General features: G+C 66.6%; 19 protein-coding genes and 1 pseudogene. 12 read left to right on the top strand and 8 right to left on the bottom strand.

Going from position 1 to position 22,023, the window contains the following annotated elements; translation table 11 throughout:
- Nucleotides 1–27: 27 nt before the first annotated feature.
- Nucleotides 28–723, top strand: coding sequence for a hypothetical protein (locus HWX39_RS28935; protein WP_175971125.1), 696 nt, complete (start codon nucleotides 28–30; stop codon nucleotides 721–723).
- Nucleotides 724–1,037: 314 nt separating this feature from the next.
- On the opposite strand, the gene HWX39_RS28930 is transcribed toward HWX39_RS28935, so the two are convergent.
- From HWX39_RS28930 to HWX39_RS28920, 3 genes are all read right to left on the bottom strand, one after another.
- Complete coding sequence (locus HWX39_RS28930) at nucleotides 1,038–2,396, bottom strand: sensor domain-containing diguanylate cyclase (RefSeq protein ID WP_175971123.1); 1,359 nt, start codon at nucleotides 2,394–2,396, stop codon at nucleotides 1,038–1,040.
- 109 nt (nucleotides 2,397–2,505) lie between these two features.
- On the bottom strand, nucleotides 2,506–2,754 hold the full coding sequence (locus tag HWX39_RS28925; protein WP_175971121.1) for a DUF2795 domain-containing protein: 249 nt from the start codon (nucleotides 2,752–2,754) through the stop codon (nucleotides 2,506–2,508).
- Between the two features lie 161 nt (nucleotides 2,755–2,915).
- On the bottom strand, nucleotides 2,916–3,086 hold the full coding sequence (locus HWX39_RS28920) for a hypothetical protein (protein WP_041492990.1): 171 nt from the start codon (nucleotides 3,084–3,086) through the stop codon (nucleotides 2,916–2,918).
- Between the two features lie 138 nt (nucleotides 3,087–3,224).
- On the opposite strand from HWX39_RS28920, the gene speG reads away from it, so the two are divergent.
- From speG to HWX39_RS28905, 3 genes are all read left to right on the top strand, one after another.
- Nucleotides 3,225–3,782, top strand: a complete 558-nt coding sequence (gene speG, locus HWX39_RS28915) for a spermidine N1-acetyltransferase (protein WP_175971119.1) — start codon at nucleotides 3,225–3,227, stop codon at nucleotides 3,780–3,782.
- Nucleotides 3,783–4,270: 488 nt separating this feature from the next.
- Nucleotides 4,271–4,618: a hypothetical protein gene (locus HWX39_RS28910; RefSeq protein WP_175951200.1), complete on the top strand. Its 348-nt coding sequence runs from the start codon at nucleotides 4,271–4,273 to the stop codon at nucleotides 4,616–4,618.
- Between the two features lie 189 nt (nucleotides 4,619–4,807).
- A complete protein-coding gene (locus HWX39_RS28905; RefSeq protein WP_039364653.1) occupies nucleotides 4,808–5,362 on the top strand; it encodes a YaeQ family protein in 555 nt (184 codons plus the stop codon).
- 21 nt (nucleotides 5,363–5,383) lie between these two features.
- On the opposite strand, the gene HWX39_RS28900 is transcribed toward HWX39_RS28905, so the two are convergent.
- Entirely contained in the window at nucleotides 5,384–5,797 is a 414-nt protein-coding gene (locus HWX39_RS28900) for a VOC family protein (RefSeq protein WP_175971118.1), read from the bottom strand.
- A 429-nt stretch (nucleotides 5,798–6,226) separates the two neighbouring features.
- On the opposite strand from HWX39_RS28900, the gene ada reads away from it, so the two are divergent.
- The 3 genes from ada to gshA all read left to right on the top strand — a co-directional run bounded on the left by ada (nucleotide 6,227) and on the right by gshA (nucleotide 10,345).
- The gene (gene ada, locus HWX39_RS28895; RefSeq protein ID WP_175971161.1) at nucleotides 6,227–7,318 is read left to right on the top strand and encodes a bifunctional DNA-binding transcriptional regulator/O6-methylguanine-DNA methyltransferase Ada; all 1,092 of its coding nucleotides are present in this window, start codon (nucleotides 6,227–6,229) and stop codon (nucleotides 7,316–7,318) included.
- On the top strand, nucleotides 7,315–8,274 hold the full coding sequence (locus HWX39_RS28890) for an AlkA N-terminal domain-containing protein (protein ID WP_175971116.1): 960 nt from the start codon (nucleotides 7,315–7,317) through the stop codon (nucleotides 8,272–8,274). Before ada ends, HWX39_RS28890 begins: the two co-directional genes overlap by 4 nt.
- 457 nt (nucleotides 8,275–8,731) lie before the next feature.
- Complete coding sequence (gene gshA, locus HWX39_RS28885) at nucleotides 8,732–10,345, top strand: glutamate--cysteine ligase (protein WP_175971114.1); 1,614 nt, start codon at nucleotides 8,732–8,734, stop codon at nucleotides 10,343–10,345.
- 102 nt (nucleotides 10,346–10,447) lie between these two features.
- Here gshA and HWX39_RS28880 read toward each other — a convergent pair whose 3' ends face one another.
- Entirely contained in the window at nucleotides 10,448–10,759 is a 312-nt protein-coding gene (locus tag HWX39_RS28880; protein WP_175971113.1) for a DUF4148 domain-containing protein, read from the bottom strand.
- A 438-nt stretch (nucleotides 10,760–11,197) separates the two neighbouring features.
- Between HWX39_RS28880 and HWX39_RS28875 the strand changes: the two genes are divergently transcribed.
- On the top strand, nucleotides 11,198–12,838 hold the full coding sequence (locus HWX39_RS28875) for an L-lactate permease (protein WP_175971111.1): 1,641 nt from the start codon (nucleotides 11,198–11,200) through the stop codon (nucleotides 12,836–12,838).
- A 95-nt stretch (nucleotides 12,839–12,933) separates the two neighbouring features.
- On the opposite strand, the gene HWX39_RS28870 is transcribed toward HWX39_RS28875, so the two are convergent.
- Complete coding sequence (locus HWX39_RS28870; protein ID WP_175971109.1) at nucleotides 12,934–13,851, bottom strand: LysR family transcriptional regulator; 918 nt, start codon at nucleotides 13,849–13,851, stop codon at nucleotides 12,934–12,936.
- A gap of 227 nt (nucleotides 13,852–14,078) precedes the next feature.
- Between HWX39_RS28870 and HWX39_RS28865 the strand changes: the two genes are divergently transcribed.
- Together HWX39_RS28865 and HWX39_RS28860 are read left to right on the top strand one after the other, a co-directional pair.
- Nucleotides 14,079–16,253, top strand: a complete 2,175-nt coding sequence (locus HWX39_RS28865) for a phospholipase C, phosphocholine-specific (RefSeq protein ID WP_175971107.1) — start codon at nucleotides 14,079–14,081, stop codon at nucleotides 16,251–16,253.
- A 204-nt stretch (nucleotides 16,254–16,457) separates the two neighbouring features.
- Nucleotides 16,458–17,186 carry a phosphonate utilization associated transcriptional regulator gene (locus tag HWX39_RS28860; RefSeq protein WP_175971106.1) on the top strand — a complete coding sequence of 243 codons (729 nt, stop codon included), beginning with the start codon at nucleotides 16,458–16,460 and terminating at the stop codon, nucleotides 17,184–17,186.
- Between the two features lie 107 nt (nucleotides 17,187–17,293).
- On the opposite strand, the gene HWX39_RS28855 is transcribed toward HWX39_RS28860, so the two are convergent.
- Complete coding sequence (locus HWX39_RS28855; RefSeq protein WP_175971104.1) at nucleotides 17,294–18,682, bottom strand: FAD-dependent oxidoreductase; 1,389 nt, start codon at nucleotides 18,680–18,682, stop codon at nucleotides 17,294–17,296.
- A 115-nt stretch (nucleotides 18,683–18,797) separates the two neighbouring features.
- Nucleotides 18,798–19,028: pseudogene (locus HWX39_RS28850) on the bottom strand (2-aminoethylphosphonate--pyruvate transaminase); the annotation flags it as partial.
- A gap of 203 nt (nucleotides 19,029–19,231) precedes the next feature.
- Here HWX39_RS28850 and phnA point away from each other — a divergent pair.
- Nucleotides 19,232–20,470, top strand: a complete 1,239-nt coding sequence (phnA, locus tag HWX39_RS28845; protein ID WP_175971103.1) for a phosphonoacetate hydrolase — start codon at nucleotides 19,232–19,234, stop codon at nucleotides 20,468–20,470.
- Nucleotides 20,471–20,499: 29 nt separating this feature from the next.
- A complete protein-coding gene (gene phnY, locus HWX39_RS28840) occupies nucleotides 20,500–21,954 on the top strand; it encodes a phosphonoacetaldehyde dehydrogenase (RefSeq protein WP_175971101.1) in 1,455 nt (484 codons plus the stop codon).
- Nucleotides 21,955–22,023: the final 69 nt, after the last annotated feature.

The raw sequence follows: 22,023 nt of genomic DNA, 5'->3' as shown, positions 1-22,023 counted from the left end.
GCCGTGCGCATTACGCCGAGGGCTCCAATGCCAACCCATCCGACTGATCGCAACGCCATTCTTCGCGCCGTCTTTGCCGACGACGCGCCGTATCCCGACCTGGCGCCCCGTCACGTCGCATTGATGAGAAAGCTGCGCGTCGGGTGGCTGCCAGTCGAATCGGGCGCACCGGCCATCGTTCCCGAGCAGCCGCTGACGGGAGACGGTGCCACAGTCGATCTGGCCAAGGCGATCCTCGAAACCGACGATGACGCGATGGCCATTCGCACGCTGGCAGAACTCGGCCACGTCATATCCGAATTCGTCACGGTCGCGGGCGAGTTGGCGCCGGGACAATACATGATCCCGGCGGAATTGCGCGATGCGTTCGATTACCCGGAAAGTGGTGTCGACGCGTCGGGGCGTTTCGAATTTCGCGCCGAACATCTCGCTATCCTGCAGGGGACCATCTGGAGAACGCTCGACGATTACTCGATCGACGCGGTGCTGGAGATGGATGACTTCTGGCCGCTGTCCTACATCGACGGCAAGCGGCCGTACGGCGAGTGCACGTACTTCCAGATCGACATGGCCGAACTGCTGGGCGAGCCCTACCAGTTCGATGACGTGCGCAATCTGATCGAAGACGCTGAAAAGGATGCGCGCCTCGAGCGTCTCCACTACGAAACGCGGGCAGCGCTACAGATATTTCTGCTGCATGCCGAGCTGACCACGCCGGCCTGATCGCGTGAGCGGGTCCGGCTCGACTCGTCCGGACCCCATCCGCCTCAATCCCAATGATGGTGATGGTAATACCCGCCACCACCGTAGTACCCGCCGTCCGGCACCACGATACAGCCGCTCAATAGCACGGCGACGCTGGCAATCAGCAAAAGGGTTTTCTTCATCGCGTCCACCTGCTCGGGTTCAATGTGAAACCCAGCATAGCGAGCGCCCGCAACACCGGCTGTAAGCGATCGTTTCCCTGCTCCGCAATCCGTAACGGCGGATTATTCCGGTCACAATGACCGTAACAAATAGCCAAACAGCAGACGTTTTCAGGCGGTGACGACCCTGTTTCGCCCCGTATCCTTCGCACGATACAGCGCGGCATCGGCGGCTTCGATCAACGCATCGGGTGTCGACAGATCGTCGGCCGACACGGTCGCGCAGCCGACGCTCACGCTCACGCGCCCGGCAGGCGACGCCGGCATCGCGAGATCGAGCCGCAGCACCGCTTCGCGCGCTTCCTCGGCGACCACCCGCGCGCCGCGCGCGCCCGTGTTCGGCAGCACGATCGCGAACTCCTCGCCGCCATAGCGCGCGACGATGTCCGCCGGCCGCCGCACCGCGCCGGCCAGCGCATTCGCGACCGCGATCAGGCATGCGTCACCCTTCACGTGACCGAACGCATCGTTGTATGCCTTGAAGTGGTCGACGTCGACCATCAGCAGCGACAGCGGTTCGCCTTGCCGCCGCGCCTGCAGGAACAGCATGTGGAAATGATCGTTGAAGTGGCTGCGGTTGAACGCGCCCGTCAGGCCGTCACGCGCGGACGAACGAATCAGCGTCGCGTGCGCCTCGAACAGCTGCTGGTACAGCTTCGTCACTTCCCACGCGAGCACGCACACGAGCACGCCCGGCGTGAACATGCTGAACACGCGCGCGAGATACCAGCCGACCGTGAAGCGGTTGGTGCTCATCAGGTTCAGCGTCGTATCGGTGAGGCACGCGAGCACCGCGATCGCGAGCCACAGGTCGAGCGTCGTGCGCAGCCGGCCGGTGGCCAGCACGGCAACGAGCGCCAGCGCGTTGAGCAGCCACACGACCAGCGCGACCGCGTTGACGGGCAGCACGGCCGCGTCGCCCGGCGGATGAAACGCGGGCGGCAGCGACACGTTCAGCGCGAACAGGCAGAGCAGCCCGGCGACGACAGCCGGCCCGCCGATCAGCGCGAGCGTCCACCAGCGTGTCTGCTGCGCGCCGATCGGTGCGCGCGCCAGCCGCTCGCGCGCGAGCAGCGCAACCATCACGAAAGCCGGGAAGCCGGCATGCCAGAAGATCCACATCCACGCGGCGCTTTGCGGTTGCGCACCGAACAGCCCGTGCGGCGCGAACACGCCGGGAAAGGTGAGCAGTTGCAATGCGACGGCGAGCGCGGTGAACGCGTAGGCGCCGCCGAGCGCGCCGAGCACCGGCTGGCGCGTCACGGTGAACTGCGCGCCGAGAAAGAACGCCGCGATGCTCGCGGTGGTGAACACGGTGAGCGCGCACATCGGCATGAACGGCTCGACGGCCGGCAGCGCGACGTTCGCGTGCGGCGCGGCGATCCCGAGCGCGAGCACGATGACGAGTGCCGTCAGTGCGCCGAACCAGAGCTGACGGCGCGTCGTGTGCTGGATCAGGATGCCTTCCATGGAGTTCCCCGGGCACGTAGGCGAAAACGCCCGGTCTCGCGCCGGACGACAGGCAGCCAGCCGCTACGCGACCGGTGCGGCCTGATGCTATCGCGTTATGGATACGCGCTCAAACCCCGAGGCCCGGACCGAAGTTGCCGGCGACCCACTGCGTGACGGCGTTGACGTCCGCGTAGTCCTGTTCGGGAAGGCCGTCGAGCATCGACAGCACTTCGTTGCTGGCGCCGGCGTCGCGCGCGGCATCGACGATCGCGTCCTTGTTGGCCGGGTAGCGGACGGCTGCCAGCACGTCGGCGATCTGCAGGTCGATCGTTTCGTTGGGAATGTCGTGCGGAGGCGGGGCGGGCTGGTCGTTCACGGCGGCATCTCGCGGAGTGAGCGGGTTGGGCGGCTTGAGCGGTATTCGGATCGAGGCGGAATTCGGGTGCTTGACGGGGCACGTCGCGGGGCGCGTGACGCGCTCGCATGCCGGGGCGGCCAGGCCGGCGCGCCCCGCCCCGCGGATGAACGGCGATCGACTCAATGCTCGCGTCGCACGCGGCGCCACGGATGCTTCCAGTCGATGTGCGGTGCGTTTTCGTCGCGCGGATGCTGGCGCCGATGTTCCTGCCAAAGTTCGTCGGAAAACAGCGCCGCCACGATGACGAGCGGCAGCACGAGGAAAATTCCGAGGATAACTTGCTCGAACACGATAGCCTCCTTGCGGTGGCAGGAACCCTTGCTCACATTCTAGGCTCTGAACTTCGCCCGCGTTCAATTTCTTACAGTGCAGGACAGGCCCGGATGCGGCCTTGCCGCACGTGCGCCGGCATCAAAAAGGACATGAACATGCAACTCCAGAACGATACCAACACGCTCGCACTGCGGCCGCTGGAGCGCCAGGACCTGCGCTTCGTCCACGAACTGAACAACGACGCAAAGATCATGCGCTACTGGTTCGAGGAGCCGTACGAAACCTTCTCGGAGCTGTCACAACTGTACGACCGCCACGTGCACGACCAGCGCGAGCGCCGTTTCGTCGCGGTCGATGCGCAAGGCGAACTGGTCGGCCTCGTCGAGCTGATCGAGCTCGACTACATCCATCGCCGCGGCGAGTTCCAGATCATCATCGCGCCGCAATGCCAGGGGCGCGGCTATGCGGGGCAGGCGACGCGCCTCGCGATCGAGTATGCGTTCAAGGTGCTGAACATGCGCAAGCTGTACCTGATCGTCGATACGTCGAATGCGGCGGCGATTCATGTATACGAAAAATGCGGATTCCAGCACGAGGCTGAATTGAAGGAAGAATTTTTCGGAAACGGCGCGTATCACAACGCTTATCGCATGTGCATTTTTCAGCGCGATTATTTCGAGCGCCAGCAATCCACCCCGAATAAGGCAGGGTAAACGCGCTGGCGAAAGGCGCTTGCGGCGGGGCTTCCGCGGGCGCTGAATACATGCGGAGAAGTACGGATAAATACGGATTTGCTTATACCTGGCATTTTTCTTGTGTCAGGTAAATGCGATTCCGCGTTGCGGTAAAGTCGAATCGTTTCGGATGACTTTATGTGCAGCGCATCAAAATGATCCGGATAGCGAAATGGATTATCCAAACCGTTCAATCGCCGCATTGTAACTTTGATGAAAGTCTTGCTGCGTAACGCTTTCCGCCTGGCGGCGCGGGCCGGTTCGCAGGGCGGTGCGCGTCGTCGTGCCTGCGCAGGGTGCGAAAAACGGGCTGCGCACGGGGTGCGACAATCCGCCGCTATTGCGGTCGCACAACAAATGTGCTTGATATCGCTTGCCGGTCTTCTAAAGTGAAAAACGCGGGTTCACGATCACCTTTAAACACATAGCTAACCCAAGCCTGGTGCCCGCAAGCCTGGAGACAGAACATGATGAAGCGTACCGGTATCCTCTTTGCCCTCGTCGGCGCATGTTGCGCGGTGTCGATTGCCCAAGCCGGTGGCGATTCGGCCGTCAAGCCGAAGCAGGAAATCCAGTTGACGAAGAACGCATGGGGCTGCCTGTCGAAAGACAATCTGGACTCCGTACTGAGTCACGAGCGTGACGGCAAGTCGCAGGCGAAACAGCAATACTTCGACGACTATCGTTGCCTGTCGGTGCCGGAAGGCCAGCGCTTCCGCGTGGTGTCGGTCGACCAGGGCGACGTGCAGTTCGTCAGTGCCGACAACAGCGACCAGCAGGGCCTCTGGACCGATTCGCGCTTCGTCAAGCAGTAACCGTCCATTCACCGCGCTGTCACACGACGCGCGAGCGCGCCGGCCCGATAAGCCGGCGGCGGGAACCGAACACGGCCCGGCACATGCCGGGCCGTTGCGCTGTGGGTGGCGCATGACGCACGCCGGACGGCGCGCATTCGGTATCATCACGGCCCGACCGAACCGAATGCCCGCCCGGGCCGTATCCGCATGGCGCTGAAATCCACGATCTACAAAGCCGAACTTCAAATCGCCGACATGGATCGGCATTACTACGCCGATCACGCGCTGACGGTGGCGCGCCATCCGTCGGAAACCGACGACCGGATGATGGTGCGCATCGTCGCGTTCGCGCTGTTCGCGCACGAGCGGCTCGAATTCTGCAAGGGATTGTCGGACGTCGACGAACCCGATCTGTGGCAGAAGGACCTGACCGGTGCGATCGACGTCTGGATCGAAGCCGGCCAGCCCGACGAGCGGCGCATCTCGAAGGCGGCCGGCCGCGCCGGGCAGGTCACGGTGATCGCATACGGCGGCAAGACGTCGGATATCTGGTGGCAGGGTGTGCGCAGCAAGGTCGAACGGCTGCGCAACGTGCAGGTGCTGTCGCTGAACGACGGTGTCGCGGCCGCGCTCGGGAAACTCGCGGAGCGCACGATGCGCCTGCAATGCACGGTGCAGGACGGCGCCGCGTGGATCTCGAGCGCCGACCACGATCCGGTGGCGGTCGAATGGACGGTGCTGAAGGCGCGCGCGGACGCGTGACGGCCTGCGCGCCGGCTGCGTTCAGCCGATCGCGGCCGGCGGCCCCTTGAATTCGAGCATGTTGCCTTCCGGGTCGAACAGGTAGATCGACGGCCCGTAGCCGCCGGCGCCGTAGCGCTCCGCGGGCGCGCCCGGCCGTGCGCCATGTGCGGCGAAATGGGCGGTCAAAGCGTCGGGGTCGAACGGCTCGACGCGCAGGCACAGGTGATCGAGATTGCGTCCGGTGCCGGGCGGGCCGCTGTCGGGACGGTCGATCGGGCCGCCGACCGACAGCAGGTCGATCAGCGCGTCGCCGGCGCGCAGCTGCACGAGGCCCAGATCGGGCTGCTCCTTTTCCACATGGCAGCCGACGACATCGCAGTAAAAGCGCGTCATCGCGGCCATGTCCGTCACGCGCAGTACCACGTGATCGATCGCGCGGATGATCGGTTTCATGGGCAGGCACTCCTTCGCGGTCCACGAGCATCGAGTGTAGACGCATCGCGCCTGCGCCGCCGGCTGGAACGCGGCACAATCGACGGACGAAAAAAAGCCCGTTCACGCAGAGCGGAACGGGCTTAATCCATATCAGGAGGAGACATGGAGGAGACAGTTCCAACTATACACACGGCGATGGTGCGACGCAATATTCCGAATGCAAAAAAACGTCAGGACGGCGATTTGTCGCATCCGCAGTGCAGCAAAATGGTGACAGGACGATGACGAAAACCGCGCTGGAACAGCCGGCGCGCGGTTTGCCGAATCTATTTTTAGTCGATGCGTCCCCGATTATCCGGGGCGAATCACAGAGCAAGATTCAGGGCGCGACGGCACGTGCCGATGTCTAGAGTAGGCACCATCTACACTAGAGAGTGCGAGGTTCAGATGAAAACCGCCTATCCGACCGATGATGCCCGCTGGGGCGCCGTCACCGAGCGCGATCCGCATGCGGACGGCGCGTTCTTCTACGCCGTGAGCACGACCGGCGTGTTCTGCCGCCCGACCTGCGCGTCGCGGCTGCCGCGTCGCGAAAATGTGTCCTTCTTCGCCGATCCGGCCGCCGCGCGTGCGGCCGGCTTCCGGCCCTGCAAGCGCTGCCAGCCGGAGGGGCTGCCGCGCGAACTCGAGATCGTCAATCGCGCGTGTGCGGTGCTCGATGCGCATGCCGAGCGGCTCACGCTGCGGCAACTGAGCGATGCCGTGCACGTCAGCCCGTTTCATCTTCAGCGGCTTTTCAAGCGCGTGGTCGGCGTGTCGCCGCGGCAGTACCAGGCCGCGCAGCGCGGCGCCGCGCTGCGGCAGGCGCTGCAAAGCGGGCAGCCGGTCACGCAGGCGGCCGTCGACGCGGGCTTCAACTCGCCGTCGCGGCTCTATGCGTCGGTGCCGCGCGAGCTCGGGATGGCGCCGTCGGCGTTCCGCCGCCAGGGTGCTGGTTTGCGGATCGACTATGCGACCGCATCGACGTCGCTCGGCACGGTGCTCGTCGCGGCAACCGAGCAGGGCATCTGCCGGATCGCGTTCGGTGACGAACCGGCAGCGCTCGTCGGCGAGCTGAAGGACGCGTTCGCGCGCGCCGAGCTGGCCGAAGCGCCGGGACGACTCGCGCCGTTCGTCGCGCAGATTCGCGCGTACCTGGACGGCACACGGCACGCGTTCGACCTGCCGCTGGACATCGCGCCGACCGCATTCCAGCAGCGCGTGTGGGAGGCGCTGACGCATATTCCGTACGGCGAAACGCGCAGCTATTCGGAGATCGCCGAGGCGCTGGGTTCGCCGCGCGCGGTGCGCGCTGTCGCATCCGCGTGCGCATCGAACCCGGTCGCGCTCGCGATCCCGTGCCACCGTGTCGTGCAAAAGGGCGGCGCGCTTTCCGGGTATCGTTGGGGTGTGCGCCGCAAGGCGACGCTGCTCGCGTCTGAAGCGCGTCATGTGCACGACGATCAAACCGAATCCGTTGCGGAGGGCAGCGCAGTTTGAGCATCGCAAAAACAACGATCACATCCATCGTGAACGGCGGCCATGTGCCGCCGTCCGCGCAAATGGAACTGCGCTTCAATGCGCCTTACGACTGGGCGCGCGTGCTGCGCTTCTTCAGCGGACGCGCGATTCCGGGCGTCGAGCAGGTGGCGGACGGCGTGTATCGCCGCATCGTCGACCTGCACGGCGACGCCGGCCGGCTCACGGTCGCGAAACATCCGCGCAAGCATTGCCTGGTCGCGACGGTCGAAGGCGCGGTCGTGCGTCATGTCGATGACGCGTTCGCCACGCGCGTCGCGACGATGTTCGACCTCGGCGCGGATCCGGATGCAATCGGCAGCGGGCTGGCGCGCGATCCGTGGTTCGCGCCGCTCGTCGAGGCCGCGCCGGGGCTGCGCGTGCCGGGCGCCTGGTCGGGGTTCGAGCTGGCCGTGCGCGCGATCGTCGGCCAGCAGGTGAGCGTGAAGGCTGCGACGACGATCGTCGGCCGGCTCGTCGAGCGGGCCGGAGAGCGCGTGATTCATGAAGACGATGGCGCGCCCGCATGGCGTTTCCCGACGCCCGATGCGCTGGCCGCCTGCGATCTCGACAAGATCGGGATGCCCGGCAAGCGGGTGGCGGCGCTTACGGGCGTGGCACGCGCGGTGGCGGCCGGCGACGTGCCGGTCGATCGCGAGCACGCCGATCTCGCGACGCTGCGCAGTGCGTGGCTCGATCTGCCCGGTATCGGCCCGTGGACCGTCGAATACATCGCGATGCGCGCGTGGCGCGATCCGGACGCATGGCCGGCCTCCGATCTCGTGCTGATGCAGTCGATCGCCGCACGCGATCCGGCGCTCGACCGGCTCGCGACCCAGAAGCACCGCACCGAGGGCTGGCGGCCATGGCGCGCGTACGCGGCGCTGCATTTGTGGAACGAAGTGGCCGACCGGGCGGGCGGCGCGCGCGGCGGGTGAGGGCGGCGGCCCGCAGCCGCGTGCGATTTGACGAGGCCGCAATGCAACCCGTTGCGCCGATCGTGCCGACGCTCATCGGTTACCTGCCGGAGCGCGGCCATCACGGCCATTCCGTCAATCCGTCGCCCGCCGGATGCGTGGCGCGCACGTGTCCCGCTTTTCGCAGTCGGTTCGGCGGCAGGGTTGCACTTGCCGCCACCCGTCCGCGTGTCACGTTCCGTCGGACGAATTCGCGTAACCGGCGCGCCCGTTGCCGCCGCCTGGAACCGGTCGCAGAGGCGGCGACTGCCGCGGCCGGCCCGCCCGGCGGCCCGCTCCGGCCCGCGCACCGCGCCCGGAGCCACCTCAAGCGCGTGTTTCGGCGAGATGTTAAAGTGCCCGCTACCAACGAAGCGACCAACAATCCAGCCGGCCGCGCGCGGCGTTCTGCGCGCGGCCGTCACGCACTTGCGTCTCCATGTCGAACACCATGACTCACCGCCAGTCCGAACTGCTGCTGAATCGCCTCGAAGCGCTGAGCTCGGGCCCGACGCGGCAGCATCTGCCCGACGGCCTGCGCGGCATCGAAAAGGAAAGCCTGCGCGTGACGCGCGACGGGATGATCGCGTTCACGCCGCATCCGCGCGCGCTCGGTTCGGCGCTCACGCATCCGTCTCTGACGACCGACTATTCCGAAGCGCTGATCGAACTGATCACGCCGGCCGAAAGCGACGCTGCGATCACGCTCGAACGTCTCGACGATCTGCATCGCTACGTGTATGCATCGCTCGGCGACGAGATGCTGTGGAACGACTCGATGCCCGGCCTGCTGCCGGCCGACGACCAGATTCCGATCGCCAACTACGGCACGTCGAACATCGGCCGCCTGAAGACTGTGTACCGGCGCGGCCTCGCGTATCGCTACGGCCGCACGATGCAGTGCATCGCCGGCATCCACTACAACTACTCGCTGCACGAGGAAGTGTGGCGGCGCCTGCACGCGGAAGAAGGCTCGACGGCCACGCTCGTCGATTACCAGTCGGAGCGCTATCTTGCGCAGATCCGCAACTTCCGCCGCCGCAGCTGGCTGCTGATGTACCTGTTCGGCGCGTCGCCCGCGCTCGATACGAAGTTCCTGCGCGGCAAGCCGCACAAGCTCGACACGTTCGACGCCGATACGCTGTACCTGCCGCATGCGACGAGCCTGCGGATGAGCGATCTCGGCTACTCGAACACGACCGCGCAGGCTGCGCTGCACGTCGACTACAACACGCTGCCCGGCTATCTCGACGCGCTGTCGAAGGCCGTGAGCGAGCCGTATCCGGCCTACGAGGCGATCGGCACGCATCGCGACGGCGAGTGGATCCAGATCAACACGAACGTGCTGCAGATCGAGAACGAGTTCTACTCGACGATCCGGCCGAAGCGCGTCACGTATTCGGGCGAGCGGCCGCTGCATGCGCTCGCGTCGCGCGGCGTGCAGTACATCGAAGTGCGCTGTCTCGACATCGATCCGTTCGAGCCGACCGGCATCGCACTGGAAACCGCGCGCTTCATCGACGCCTTCCTGCTCGCGTGCGCGCTCGACGAGAGTCCGGCGCTCGACTGCCCCGCGTACCAGGAAGCGAACGCGAACTTCGGCAGCGTGACGATGGAAGGGCGCAAGCCGGGGCTCACCCTGCAACGCGACGGCCAGCCGGTCACGCTGCAGGCTTGGGCGGACGCGCTGATGGCCGATATCGAAACCGTCGGCCGCCGGCTCGACGAGATCCGCGGCGGCGACGAGCACGTGCGCGCGATCGCCGCGCAACGCGAGAAGCTCGCCGATCCGGAGCGCACGCCGTCCGCGCGCGTGCTGCGCACGATGCGCGAACGCGGTCAGTCGTTCCTCGGGTTCGCGCTGGCGCAGAGCGAAGCGCATGCCGCGCATTTCCGCGCGCGTCCGCCGTCGGCGGATACGCTGCGCGCCGAGCAGGCCCTTGCTGCGAAATCGCTGGCCGAGCAGGCCGAGCTCGAAGCGAAGGAGGCCGGATCGTTCGACGCGTTCGTCGCGGCCTATCGTGCCTATACGCTGAACCGCTTCAGCGTGTGATGCCGGCGCACGTGCGCCGCGTCGGCCGGCGCGGTGCGCGATGCGTATCTCCGTCGCCGGTCGGGGCGCACCGTGGTGCGCTCGATCCGGTTCGATCAGCCGTCAATGGTGTGCGTATGTGCCGCGATCGATTGCGTGCGGCAGCGCCGGCTTGCCCGATTCCACGTTTGCCCCGCCCTCGCTGCCGTAGCCGGCGTTGCCGCCGCGTGCCTGTGCGGCACGGTGCATGATCGCCTGCATGTTGCCCGGAAAGTCGGGACTGCTGGCGAGGCTCGTCCGGTAGCCGGCGGCCTGCAGCTCCGCGAGTTCCTGACGGACCTCGGCGCGCGTCAGCGTCGACGCGGCCTGCGCGTGAGCGGCGAAGGCCGCGCCGATCAGCACGCATGCGCATGCCGCCTGTTTCATCGTCTTCATCGTGCCCACTCCGAGGGGTTCCGGCGCCGTGCCGTGACCGGCGCGGGCGGAATCGATGCGGCCAGTCTAGGCTTCGGACGCCAAACGAAACATCCCGCCTGCCGTCAGGCACCTTTGCCGCATGTGCAACATTGCGCGGGTGGCGGTGCCGCGCTGCGCCGGCGAGCCGCGCGTGGCGGGCTTGCTGTCGAACGCGACAGCGGGCCGCCCGCTGCCGGTCAGCGTGCGGCGGCTGGTTCGAATCGGGTCGGCACGCATCGGGCTTGTCCCCCTTGTACAAGCGCCGTGCGCCTCCTAACCTCTTTCAAGCAACCGATCGGTTGGGCGTGAGACGTCGTTGCGTGCGCAAGCGCCTGATCGCGGTCATGACCGCAGGACATCGCCTTGTACCGAACCCGGGGCATCCCGATGCCAGCTCGGGTCGACTCTGGAGACACGATGAATCCGACCGACGCCCTACCGCGCGGCATCGTCTTCGCACAGCCGTTGACGCCAGTCGCCCACTCGCTGCTGCTGTCCTTCCTTGTCGCCGCGATCCCGATCGCGGTCGCGCTGATCGCACTCGGCGTGTTGCGCCGCCCCGCATGGCAGGCCTCGCTCGCCGGGCTCGTCGCCGGCCTCGCGGTCGCGATCGGCGCGTGGGGCATGCCGGCCGGGCTCGCGTTCAATGCGGTCGGCGCGGGCATGGCGCTCGCGGTCGTGCCGGTGATGTGGATCGTCTTCAACGCGCTGCTGCTGTACAACATCGCGGTGAAGTCGGGCCGCTTCGACCAGTTCCGGCAATGGATGCTCGACAACCTGCCCGACGATCGCCGCCTCGTGCTGCTCGTCGTCGCGTTCTCGTTCGGCTGCCTGCTCGAAGGGATCTCGGGATTCGGCACGCCGGTCGCGATCACGAGCGCGCTGCTGATCGCGCTCGGCTTCCCCGCGCTCGAAGCGCTCACCTACACGCTGCTGTTCAACACGGCGCCGGTCGCGTTCGGCGCGCTCGGCGTGCCGATCACCGTGCTCGGCGCGGTGACGTCGCTGCCGCCCGCGACCCTCGCGCAGATGGTCGGCCGCCAGTTGCCGTTCTTCGCGCTGCTGCTGCCGTTCTATGTGGTCGGCGCGTATGGCGGGCTGCGCTCGATCTCGAAGCTGTGGCCCGCGCTGCTCGTGTCGGGCGGCAGCTTCGCGATCGCGCAGTTCGTCACGTCGAACTTCCTCGGCTACCAGCTCACCGACGTGCTGTCGTCGCTCACGTCGCTGATCGTCACGATCGGCTTCCTGCAGGTGTGGAAGCCGCAGCCCGATCCGCAATACGCGCTCGCGCGCAGCGTGCCGGCAACGGCCGGCGCCGCGCGTGCGGGCTTCGGCGGCTGGCTGCCGTGGCTCGTCGTGTCGGTGGTCGTGATCGTGTGGGTGCACGCGAACATCGCGGCGATCGGCGACGTGAAGATCAAGTGGCCGGGCCTGCACAACGCGGTGTTCGTGTCGCTGTACCACAAGCCCTATGCGGCGATCTGGGATTTCCAGCCGCTCGGCACGGGCACCGCGATCCTGGTCTCGGCGATCATCACGGCCGCGTTGACGCGCACCGGCGCCGGCGCATTCCTCGAATGCGTGGTCAAGACCTGGCGGCAGACGTGGATCGCGATCGTCACGGTGATGATGATCGTCGGGCTCGCGTACCTGCTGAATTACTCGGGAATCAGCTACACGCTCGGCACCGGCGTCGCGTCGACGGGTGCGTTGTTCCCGCTGGTGTCCGCGTCGCTCGGCTGGATCGCCGTGTTCCTGTCCGGCAGCGACACGTCGGGCAACGCGCTGTTCGGCAACCTGCAGGTGGTCGCCGCGCGGCAGCTCGGCCTCGATCCGGTGCTGATGGCCGCGACCAATTCGTCGGGCGGCGTGATGGGCAAGATGATCTCGCCGCAGAACATCGCGACGGGCGTGTCGACGACGGATCTGAAAGGGCAGGAAGGTGTCGTGTTCGCGCGCACGTTTTGGCACAGCGTGATCCTCACGCTGCTGCTCGGTGTGCTGGTGTTCCTGCAGCAGCACGTGCTGACATGGATGATTCCGGTACTGCCGAAATGATGTGAGCGCAACGACAGAAGGAAGGCACGAGGAAAAACGAGGGAAGGCGCGGGAAAAGCGCCGCTAAAGTGCGGAACCGGCGAACGCGCGGCAGTTCAGCGCGCGTTCGCCCGCCGCGCCGTGTGTCCTGCTTCATCCGTCCCGGCCGCGTTGCTGCCGGCCGGCAGGATGCACGCGAGGAATGCGTCGATCGCCGGGCTCTGGCGGCGCGCCTTCAGGTAGTACACGTATTCGTCGATCGTCGTGTCGACGCCGCGCAGCGCGATCACGCGCAAATCGGGATGACGTTCGGCCTCGCCGAGCGGAAACAGGCTGCCGCCCACGCCATGCAGGATCGCCTCGCGAATCGCTTCGCGGCTGCCGATCTCGGCAACCGAGACGGCCGCGACACCTGCCGTTTCGAGGATCGTCTCCGCGCAGCGGCGCGTGACGGATCCTGCTTCGCGAATCAGCAGCCGCACATCGGCAAGCTGCGCCGGATCGATCGCGTCGAAACGCGCGAGCGGATGCGTGCGATGCACGACGAGCACGAGCGGGTCGGTCGAGATCACCTGGCGTTCGAGGCCGTCGGCATCGTTGCGCTGCGACGAGACGGCGAGGTCGATGCGGAATTCCTGCAGCGCCTGCAGGATTTCCTCGGAGTTGCCGATCCGGCACGTGAGCGCGATCGACGGATGCGCGTTCGAGAAGCGGCCGACCGCGTCCATGATGTAGTACGGCCCCGTCGCACCGATCCGCAAATGGCCTTCGAACAGGCCGCCGACGTTGCGCAGCATGATGTCGGCCTGCGCCTCGAGCGCGATCATCTGCTCGACGAGCGGCAGCAGCTCGATGCCCGTCTCGGTGACCTCGAGCTTGCGCCCGCTGCGGTAGAACAGCTCGACGCCGTATACCTGCTCGACCTGCCGAATCTGCGCGGCAATCGTCGGCTGGCTCACGCCCAGGTGGCGTGCGGCGCGCGTGATGCTGCCCTGCCGGACGGTCGCGTGGAACGCCTTCAGCTGATCGAACACGACTCGGCTTCTCCCCTCGGTATCGGGCGTCAGCGTAGCGCATGCGTATGTCGGCCGGATGAAAGGCGTGTCGTGCGCCGCTTCAAAAAAATCTTGTGGATAACCCAAAGAAACCTGCGGTAACCGGTCACGTCCGGGACACGCCGGTGCGGGGTAATAACGGCATCGCACCAGCGCCGGCCCCGCTCGACCGGCGCCCCACTCCTACCGACCACAGGGTTCTCTTCATGTCCTCGAACAATCGACGCGATTTCCTGCGCCTCGCCGCGCAGTCGGCCGGCGCGATGGCCGCCTACGCGGGCTTCCCGCCCGCGATCCGCAATGCGCTGGCGATGCCGGCCGCCTATCGCACGGGCACGATCCGCGACGTCGAACACGTCGTGATCTTCATGCAGGAAAACCGTTCGTTCGACCATTACTTCGGCGGGCTGCGCGGCGTGCGCGGCTTCAACGACCCGCGCCCGCACCTGCTGCCGAGCGGCGCACCGGTGTGGCAGCAGCCGCCGGCGTCGGTGTTCACGAAGAACTACCATTCGCGCGGCCTCGATCCGTCGGCGCCGTACGTGCTGCCGTTCTACCTCGATCCGAAGCAGACGACCGAATTCCAGCCGGGCACCAACCACGGCTGGAGCAGCGGCCACCTGTCCTGGAACAACGGTCAGTGGGACCAGTGGGTGAACCAGAAGCAGGACGTGCTGACGATGGGCTACCTGAAGCGCCAGGATCTGACGTATCACTACGCATTGGCCGACGCGTTCACGATCTGCGATTCGTACTTCTGCTCCGCGCACGCCGACACCGCGCCGAACCGCATCTACCTGTGGACCGGCACGGTCGACTCGCGCAACATCTACGGTAACCCGCCGAACGGCCCGGGCATCGGCGAGCGCGACGACGTGAACGGCTACACGTGGACGACCTACGCGGAGCGCCTCGAGAACGCGAAGATCAGCTGGAAGGTGTACCAGGGCGGCACCGGCATCCCGGGCGACCCGACCGACAACTACACCGACAACTCGCTGATGTTCTTCAAGCGCTTCCAGGTGAAGGAAGGCGCGAGCGGCCCGCTGGTCGACAAGGGCGCATCGGACCACACGCTCGCCGAGCTGAAGGCCGACGTGCAGGCGAACCGGTTGCCGCAGGTGTCGTGGATCGTCGCGCCGTACAAGTACAGCGAGCACCCGCAGGCATCGCCGACCGACGGCGCGTTCTACATCAACATGGTGCTCGAGGCGCTGACGTCGAACCCCGAGGTGTGGGCGAAGACGGTGTTCATCCTCAACTACGACGAGAACGACGGGCTGTTCGACCACGTCGTGCCGCCGGTGCCGCCGGTCACCAGCGGCGTGGGCGGCCAGGGCATCGTGTCGTCGAACCTGCTGTCGAACCTCGGTGACGAACTGCTCGACCTGAACAAGTACCCGGGTGAAATGAGCCCGCTCGTGCCGGGCGCGGACCCGGGCGGCATCCAGCCGATCGGCCTCGGGCCGCGCGTGCCGCTGATCATCATCTCGCCGTGGACGAAGGGTGGCTGGGTGTGCTCGGAGACGTTCGACCATACGTCGGTGCTGCGTTTCCTCGAAGCGCGTTTCGGCGTGAAGGAGCCGAACATCAGCGCATGGCGCCGCTCGATCTGTGGCGACCTCACGTCGGCGTTCGACTTCTCCGCACGCCCCGACACGCGCACGGTGAGCTTCACGGTGCCGCAGCACATCGCGACGGCCGGCCAGGCGTACCAGGTGCCCGCGCAGCAGTCGATGCCGGTGCAGGAGCCCGGCACGCGTCCGGCACGTGCGCTGCCGTACGAGCTGTTCGTGCACAGCCGCGTGAGCGGGCACGACGACTCCGTGTCGCTCGACTTTGCGAACACTGGTGACGCAGGCGCCGCGTTCTACGTGTACGACCGCCGCAACCCGACGACGCCGCCGCGCCGCTATGCGGTGTCCGCGCACGACCGCTTCGTCGACACGTGGAACACGTCGGCCGCGCGCGGCGACTACCATCTCGCGGCATATGGCCCGAACGGCTATCTGTGCGAGTTCCAGGGCAACACGCGGCTCGCGGCGGACGGCCGTCACGCGAATCCCGAAGCGCGGATCGGCTACGACGTGCGCAACCGCCACGTGTACCTGCAACTGCGCAACAGCGGGCGCGCGACGTGCCGCGTGACGGTCGACAACGCGTACAGCCACAAGCATGCGCGGACCTACACGCTGGAGCCGGGCGAGCGCATCGAGGATCATTTCGAGCTGTCGTCGAGCCACGGCTGGTACGATCTGACGATCACCGCGACGTCACTGCGCGGGGGTGACGACAAGGTCGTGCGCCGCTTCGCGGGCCACGTCGAGACGGGCCGGCCGAGCCACAGCGATCCGGGGCCGGTGAAGCACGTGACGGCCTGACGGCCGGCACGCGTCGCACGAGGCGGGCGAGGCGGGCGAGGTTGGCCCGCCGCGCGCCGGCTGCGTCCAGGTTGCATTCCGGCAGGCGGAATGGGTCTTTGGAAACTGAAAACTGTTGACAATGTGTCGGGCCGACGGTATAGAAGGATCATTCGCCGACATGGCGCCCTCGTTCTCTACCGCAGCCTTGCTGCCTGCCCGACCATGACAGCCCCGAACGCGCTCAGCGCCATCGAACTCCTGCAAAGCCAGTCGCTCGCGATGATCGTCCAGGACATGCTCGAGCGCGCGATCGTCTCCGGCGAATACGCTCCCGGCGAGAAGCTCAACGAAGTCGAGATCGCGACCAAGCTGAACGTGTCGCGCGGCCCCGTGCGCGAAGCATTCCGCGCGCTCGAACAGGCCGGCCTGCTGCACAACGAGAAGAACCGCGGCGTGACCGTGCGCATCGTGCCGCTGCGCGAGGCCGAGGAGATCTACGAAGTGCGCGCGATGCTCGACGAGTCGGTCGCGCGTGCACTCGCAAAGCGCATCTCGCCCGACACGCTGAAGGTGCTGAAGGGCATCGTCCAGTCGATGAAGGACGCCGCGAAGACGCACAACGTCACGCGCTACACCGAGCTGAACGTGCAGTTCCACGACGCGATGGTGGTTGGCGTCGGCAATACGCACCTCACCGATACCTACCGCCGGCTCGTGCGCCAGCTCGGCCTGCTGCGCCAGGCGGCGATCGAGGCCGAGGAGGATGCGATCGCCGTGTCCGCGGCCGAGCACGACAGGATCGTGCAGGCGCTCGCGGGTGGTGACGAGGAGCAGGCCGTCGCGCTGGTGCGCGAGCACGTCGCGCACGGACTCGCGCGGATGCGCCGCACGCATGAACAGGGGCTGCCGGCAGCAGGCAAGGCGGCGCGGGAGAAAACCGTGCGCGCGTAAGCGGCCGGCAATGCCCGCGCGGGTCGCCGCGCACCGCACAAAGCAAAGGGACGCTTTTCAGCGTCCCTTTGTCATTGCATCGTCAGGTCCTGCAGGTCAACGCGTCGTCACGCCTTGTCGGCCTTCCCGGCCGCGCTCGCGAGTTTTGCGAGCCATGTGTCGACCGCCGACGGCCGCCGGCTCTCGTCCTCCGCACGTTCCTTGCGGCGGATCGCATTGCGCACGACGTGCGCGCCGACATAGCGGATCGGCTCCGGCGGGAACGCTCCAAGCGGGCCGCGCACGAGCGGGCTGCGCGTCCACGCGTTGTCGAGGCCGAGGACAAGCGACGACAGGATTTGCCCGCCCATGTAGGTCGGCCCCACGCCGTTACCCGAGTAGCCGAAGCCGTAGAACACGTTCGGCGCGTCGTCGAGGCGGCCGAAGAACGGGAAGCCGGTGACCGAGCGATCCGACGGCCCGTTCCAGCTCGCCGTGACCGGTACGCCCGCGAGCGACGGAAAGAACGCGCGCAGGCTTTGCGTGAGCTGCGCCTCGTACGGCGAGCGCTGGTCGAACACAGGCGCGATGCGGTTGCGCCACGAGAACGTGTTGCCGCCCTTGCCGAGCATCAGCCGCCCGTCGGCGGTGGTGCGGTAGTAGTAGACGAAGATCCGTGAATCGAGCACCGACACGCCGTCCACGAGCCCGGTCTTCGCGAGCAGTTCCGGGCATTTCTCGGTGATGACCATGTCGCTCGACACGACCGCGATCGTGCGCTCGAACTGCGGGAAGCGGCTCGCCATCCACGCGTTGATCGCGAACACGAGCTTGCCCGCGCGCACGCTGCCGGACGGCGTGCGCACGACGGCCGGCTGCCCGGGCGTGAAGTCGAGCATCGGCGTGCGTTCGTAGATCCGGATACCCATCGCGAGCGCGACGCGGCGCAGCCCGCGCACGAGCTTGCCGGGATGCACGGTCGCGGCGATCGGCGAGTAGACGCCGTCGAGATTGCGCGCGGAACCCGAGCGGCGCGCGACTTCGGCGGGCGGCAGCGGCTCGTAGCTGTGGATGCCGCATGCGGCGAGCGCGTCGAGTACCGGCGTGAGCGTGCCGACCTGCGCGCGCGACGTCGCGGTGTACAGCGTACCGTCGAGCCGCAGCTCGGCATCGATGTCGTGCGTGCGGCAGAAATCGGCGATGTGCTGCACGGCCGCTTCGGATGCCTTGACGAGCCGGATCGCCTCGGCTTCGCCGAACAGCCGCCGCAGCGTCAGGAATTTTGCGGACCACGTGAGCAGGCAGCCGCCGTTGCGACCGCTCGCGCCGGCGCCGCACAGGTCGGCCTCGACGATCGCGATGTCGAGCGCGGGATGCTGCTGCTTCGCCTGGATCGCGGTCCAGAGCCCGGTGAAGCCGCCGCCGACGATGCACACGTCGGCCTGCGTCGCGCCTTGCAGTGCGGGGGCGAGATCGCCGTCGTTGAACAGCGCTTGTTCGATCCAGAAGGGTCGCATCGGGTGTTTCTTCAATAAGGGGCGAGCCGTGCGCACACGGCGGGAAAAGCGGGCCGCCGCGTGGCGACATACGGAGGTGTCGGCCGCGCATGGCCGCGCGGCCGGGTGCATTGCTTCATGTCACGTCACGTCGGGCCGGCGCTTCGGCCAACACCACGCGACGTACGCCCATCGCCCGCAACGTGTCGGCGATTGCCGCGACGGCGCCCGGGATGCCGGCGTCGCCGACATGGCCGATGCACCCGGCGCGCAACGTCCCGGTTTCGGTGAGCTTGCCTGGATACGGAACGTCGCCGCGCTTTCCGACCTCCCGATAAAACCGCTTGAAATCGTCGTTCGAATCATCTTCGCCCTTGTCCGTGACGCCGCGCCACGCGGTGGACGAGTGGAGACCCGCCCGCTTTCCGCTACGTCGTTTTGCTTTCTGTTCTCTGCATGTTGTTGACAATATACAAATCATCAATTGTAATGTCAAGCATGGAGAGCACCTCCTTCGGCGCGACGCGGGCGCCGACGGCTCTACCCTTCGAACTGAAAGGAATGAACGTCATGAATGAAACGCCTGTATCCGTGGAAGTGAACGGCCGCCGCTACAACTGGATGAGCCGGCCCGTGGTGGTCGTCTGCGTCGATGGCTGCGCATACGAATATCTGGAAGAAGCGGCGGAGGCTGGCGTCGCGCCGTTCCTGCGCACGCTGCTGAAGCCGGGCACGGCGCTCAAGGGCGAGTGCGTGGTGCCGAGCTTCACGAACCCGAACAACCTGTCGATCGTTACAGGCGTGCCGCCGTCGATCCACGGGATTAGCGGCAACTACTTCTACGATCGCGACACCGGTGCCGAGGTGTTGATGAACGATCCGAAGTACCTGGTCGCACCCACCGTGCTCGCGACCTTCGCGGAGCAAGGCGCGCGTGTCGCGGTCGTCACCGCGAAGGACAAGCTGCGCCGCCTGCTCGGCAAGGGGCTGACGGGCATCTGCTTCTCGTCGGAAAAGGCCGACGAGGCGAGCCTCGAGGAAAACGGCATCGACAACGTGCTCGAACTGGTCGGCAAGCCGGTGCCGAGCGTGTACAGCGCGGATCTGTCGGAATTCGTGTTCGCGGCCGGCGTGCGCCTGCTCGAGACGCGCCCGATCGACCTGATGTACCTGTCGACGACCGACTACGTGCAGCACAAGTGTGCGCCCGGCACGGAAGGCGCGAACGCGTTCTACGCGATGATGGACACGTACCTGCAGCGCCTCGACGCACTCGGTGCAATCGTCGCGATCACGGCCGACCACGGAATGAACGCGAAGCACGACGATGTAACCGGCGAGCCGAACGTGATCTACCTGCAGGAGCTGTTCGACGAGTGGCTCGGCGAGGAGGCGGCGCGCGTGATCCTGCCGATCACCGATCCGTACGTCGTGCATCACGGCGCGCTCGGTTCGTTTGCGACCGTCTACGTGCCGGCGACTGCCGATGCCGAGGCGCTGCGCGCACGGCTCGCCGCGGTCGACGGCATCGAGGTCGTGCTGACGGGCGCCGAGGGTTGCGCGCGCTTCGAGCTGCCGCCGGCGCGGATGGGCGACCTGATCGTGATCTCGAAGCAGGACGTCGTGCTCGGCACGCGCCGTATCAGGCACGACCTGTCGGGGCTCGACGTGCCGCTGCGCTCGCACGGCGGGATCTCCGAGCAGATCGTGCCGCTGATCTTCAGCAAGCCGGTCGCCGGCGACGTCTCGGGCCGCGCGCGGCTGCGCAACTTCGACATCATCGACATCGCGCTCAACCATCTGCAGTGATGCACACGCATCCGCAAGGGGACACACTCATGAACGCCATTGCGGCATCGACGGACGTCCGCGAGATTCGTCGCGAAGCACTGCGAATCGACGGCGAACGGATTCATCGGGATGCGGTAATCGAAGTGCGCAACCCGTACGACGGCTCGCTGGTCGGCACCGTGCCGAAGGCGACACTGGACGACGTGCGGCGTGCCTTCGCGGCCGCGCGTGCATACCGGCCGACGCTCACGCGTCACGATCGGGCCGCGATCCTGCGTCGCGCGGCCGACATCGTGCGTTCGCGCACCGCCGAGATTGCAGCGTTGATCACGGCCGAGTCCGGGCTGTGCGTCAAGGACACGACATACGAAGCCGGCCGCGTGGCCGACGTGCTGACGTTCGGCGCCGGTGAAGTGCTGAAGGACGACGGTCAGATCTTCTCGTGCGACCTGACCCCGCACGGCAAGAAGCGCCGCGTATACACGCAGCGCGACCCGCTGCTCGGCGTGATTTCGGCGATCACGCCGTTCAACCACCCGATGAACCAGGTCGCGCACAAGATCGTGCCGTCGGTCGCGACCAACAACCGGATCGTCGTGAAGCCGTCGGAAAAGGTGCCGCTGTCGTGCTACCTGTTCGCGGACATCCTGTACGAAGCCGGCCTGCCGCCGCAGATGCTGCAGGTCGTCACCGGCGACCCGCAGGAGATTGCCGACGAGCTGATCACGAACCCGGCGATCGACCTGATCACGTTCACGGGCGGCGTATCGATCGGCAAGTCGATTGCATCGCGGATGGGCTACCGGCGGGCGGTGCTCGAACTCGGCGGCAACGATCCGATCATCGTGATGGAGGACGCCGATCTCGACGAAGCGAGCACGCTCGCGGTGTCGGGTTCGTATAAAAACTCGGGCCAGCGCTGCACGGCGATCAAGCGGATGCTCGTGCACGAGTCGGTGGCCGATCGCTTCACGGCGCTCGTGGTCGAGAAAACCAAGGCGTGGTCGTACGGCAATCCCGCCGATCCGTCGGTCGACATGGGCACGGTGATCGACGAGGCGGCCGCGAAGTTCTGCGAGCAGCAGGTGAACGATGCGATCGCGCGCGGTGCACGGCTCCTGGTCGGCAACGTGCGCGACGGCGCGCTGTATTCGCCGACGGTGATCGACCGCGTGACGCCCGACATGCCGCTCGTGAAATACGAAACCTTCGGCCCGGTGTCGCCGATCATGCGCTTCAGCAACATCGACGAAGCGATCCGGATGTCGAACAGCACCGACTATGCGCTGTCGTCGTCGGTCTGCACGAACCGCTTCGACACCATCACGCGCTTCATCACCGAGCTGGAAGTCGGCAGCGTGAACGTGCGCGAAGTGCCGGGTTACCGGCTCGAACTGACGCCGTTCGGCGGCGTGAAGGATTCGGGGCTCGGCTACAAGGAGGGCGTGCAGGAAGCGATGAAGAGCTTCACGAATACGAAGACGTATTCGCTGCCGTGGTAAGTGGCGTGTCAGCCGCGCGCACCGGTTTCGCAGCCGGTGCGCGCGTTATTCGATCGGCTCATATCGATA

This window comes from Burkholderia sp. BCC0322 (genome assembly GCF_902833045.1).
Classification (GTDB): domain Bacteria; phylum Pseudomonadota; class Gammaproteobacteria; order Burkholderiales; family Burkholderiaceae; genus Burkholderia.
This window is presented reverse-complemented; position numbering and strand designations above follow the sequence as displayed.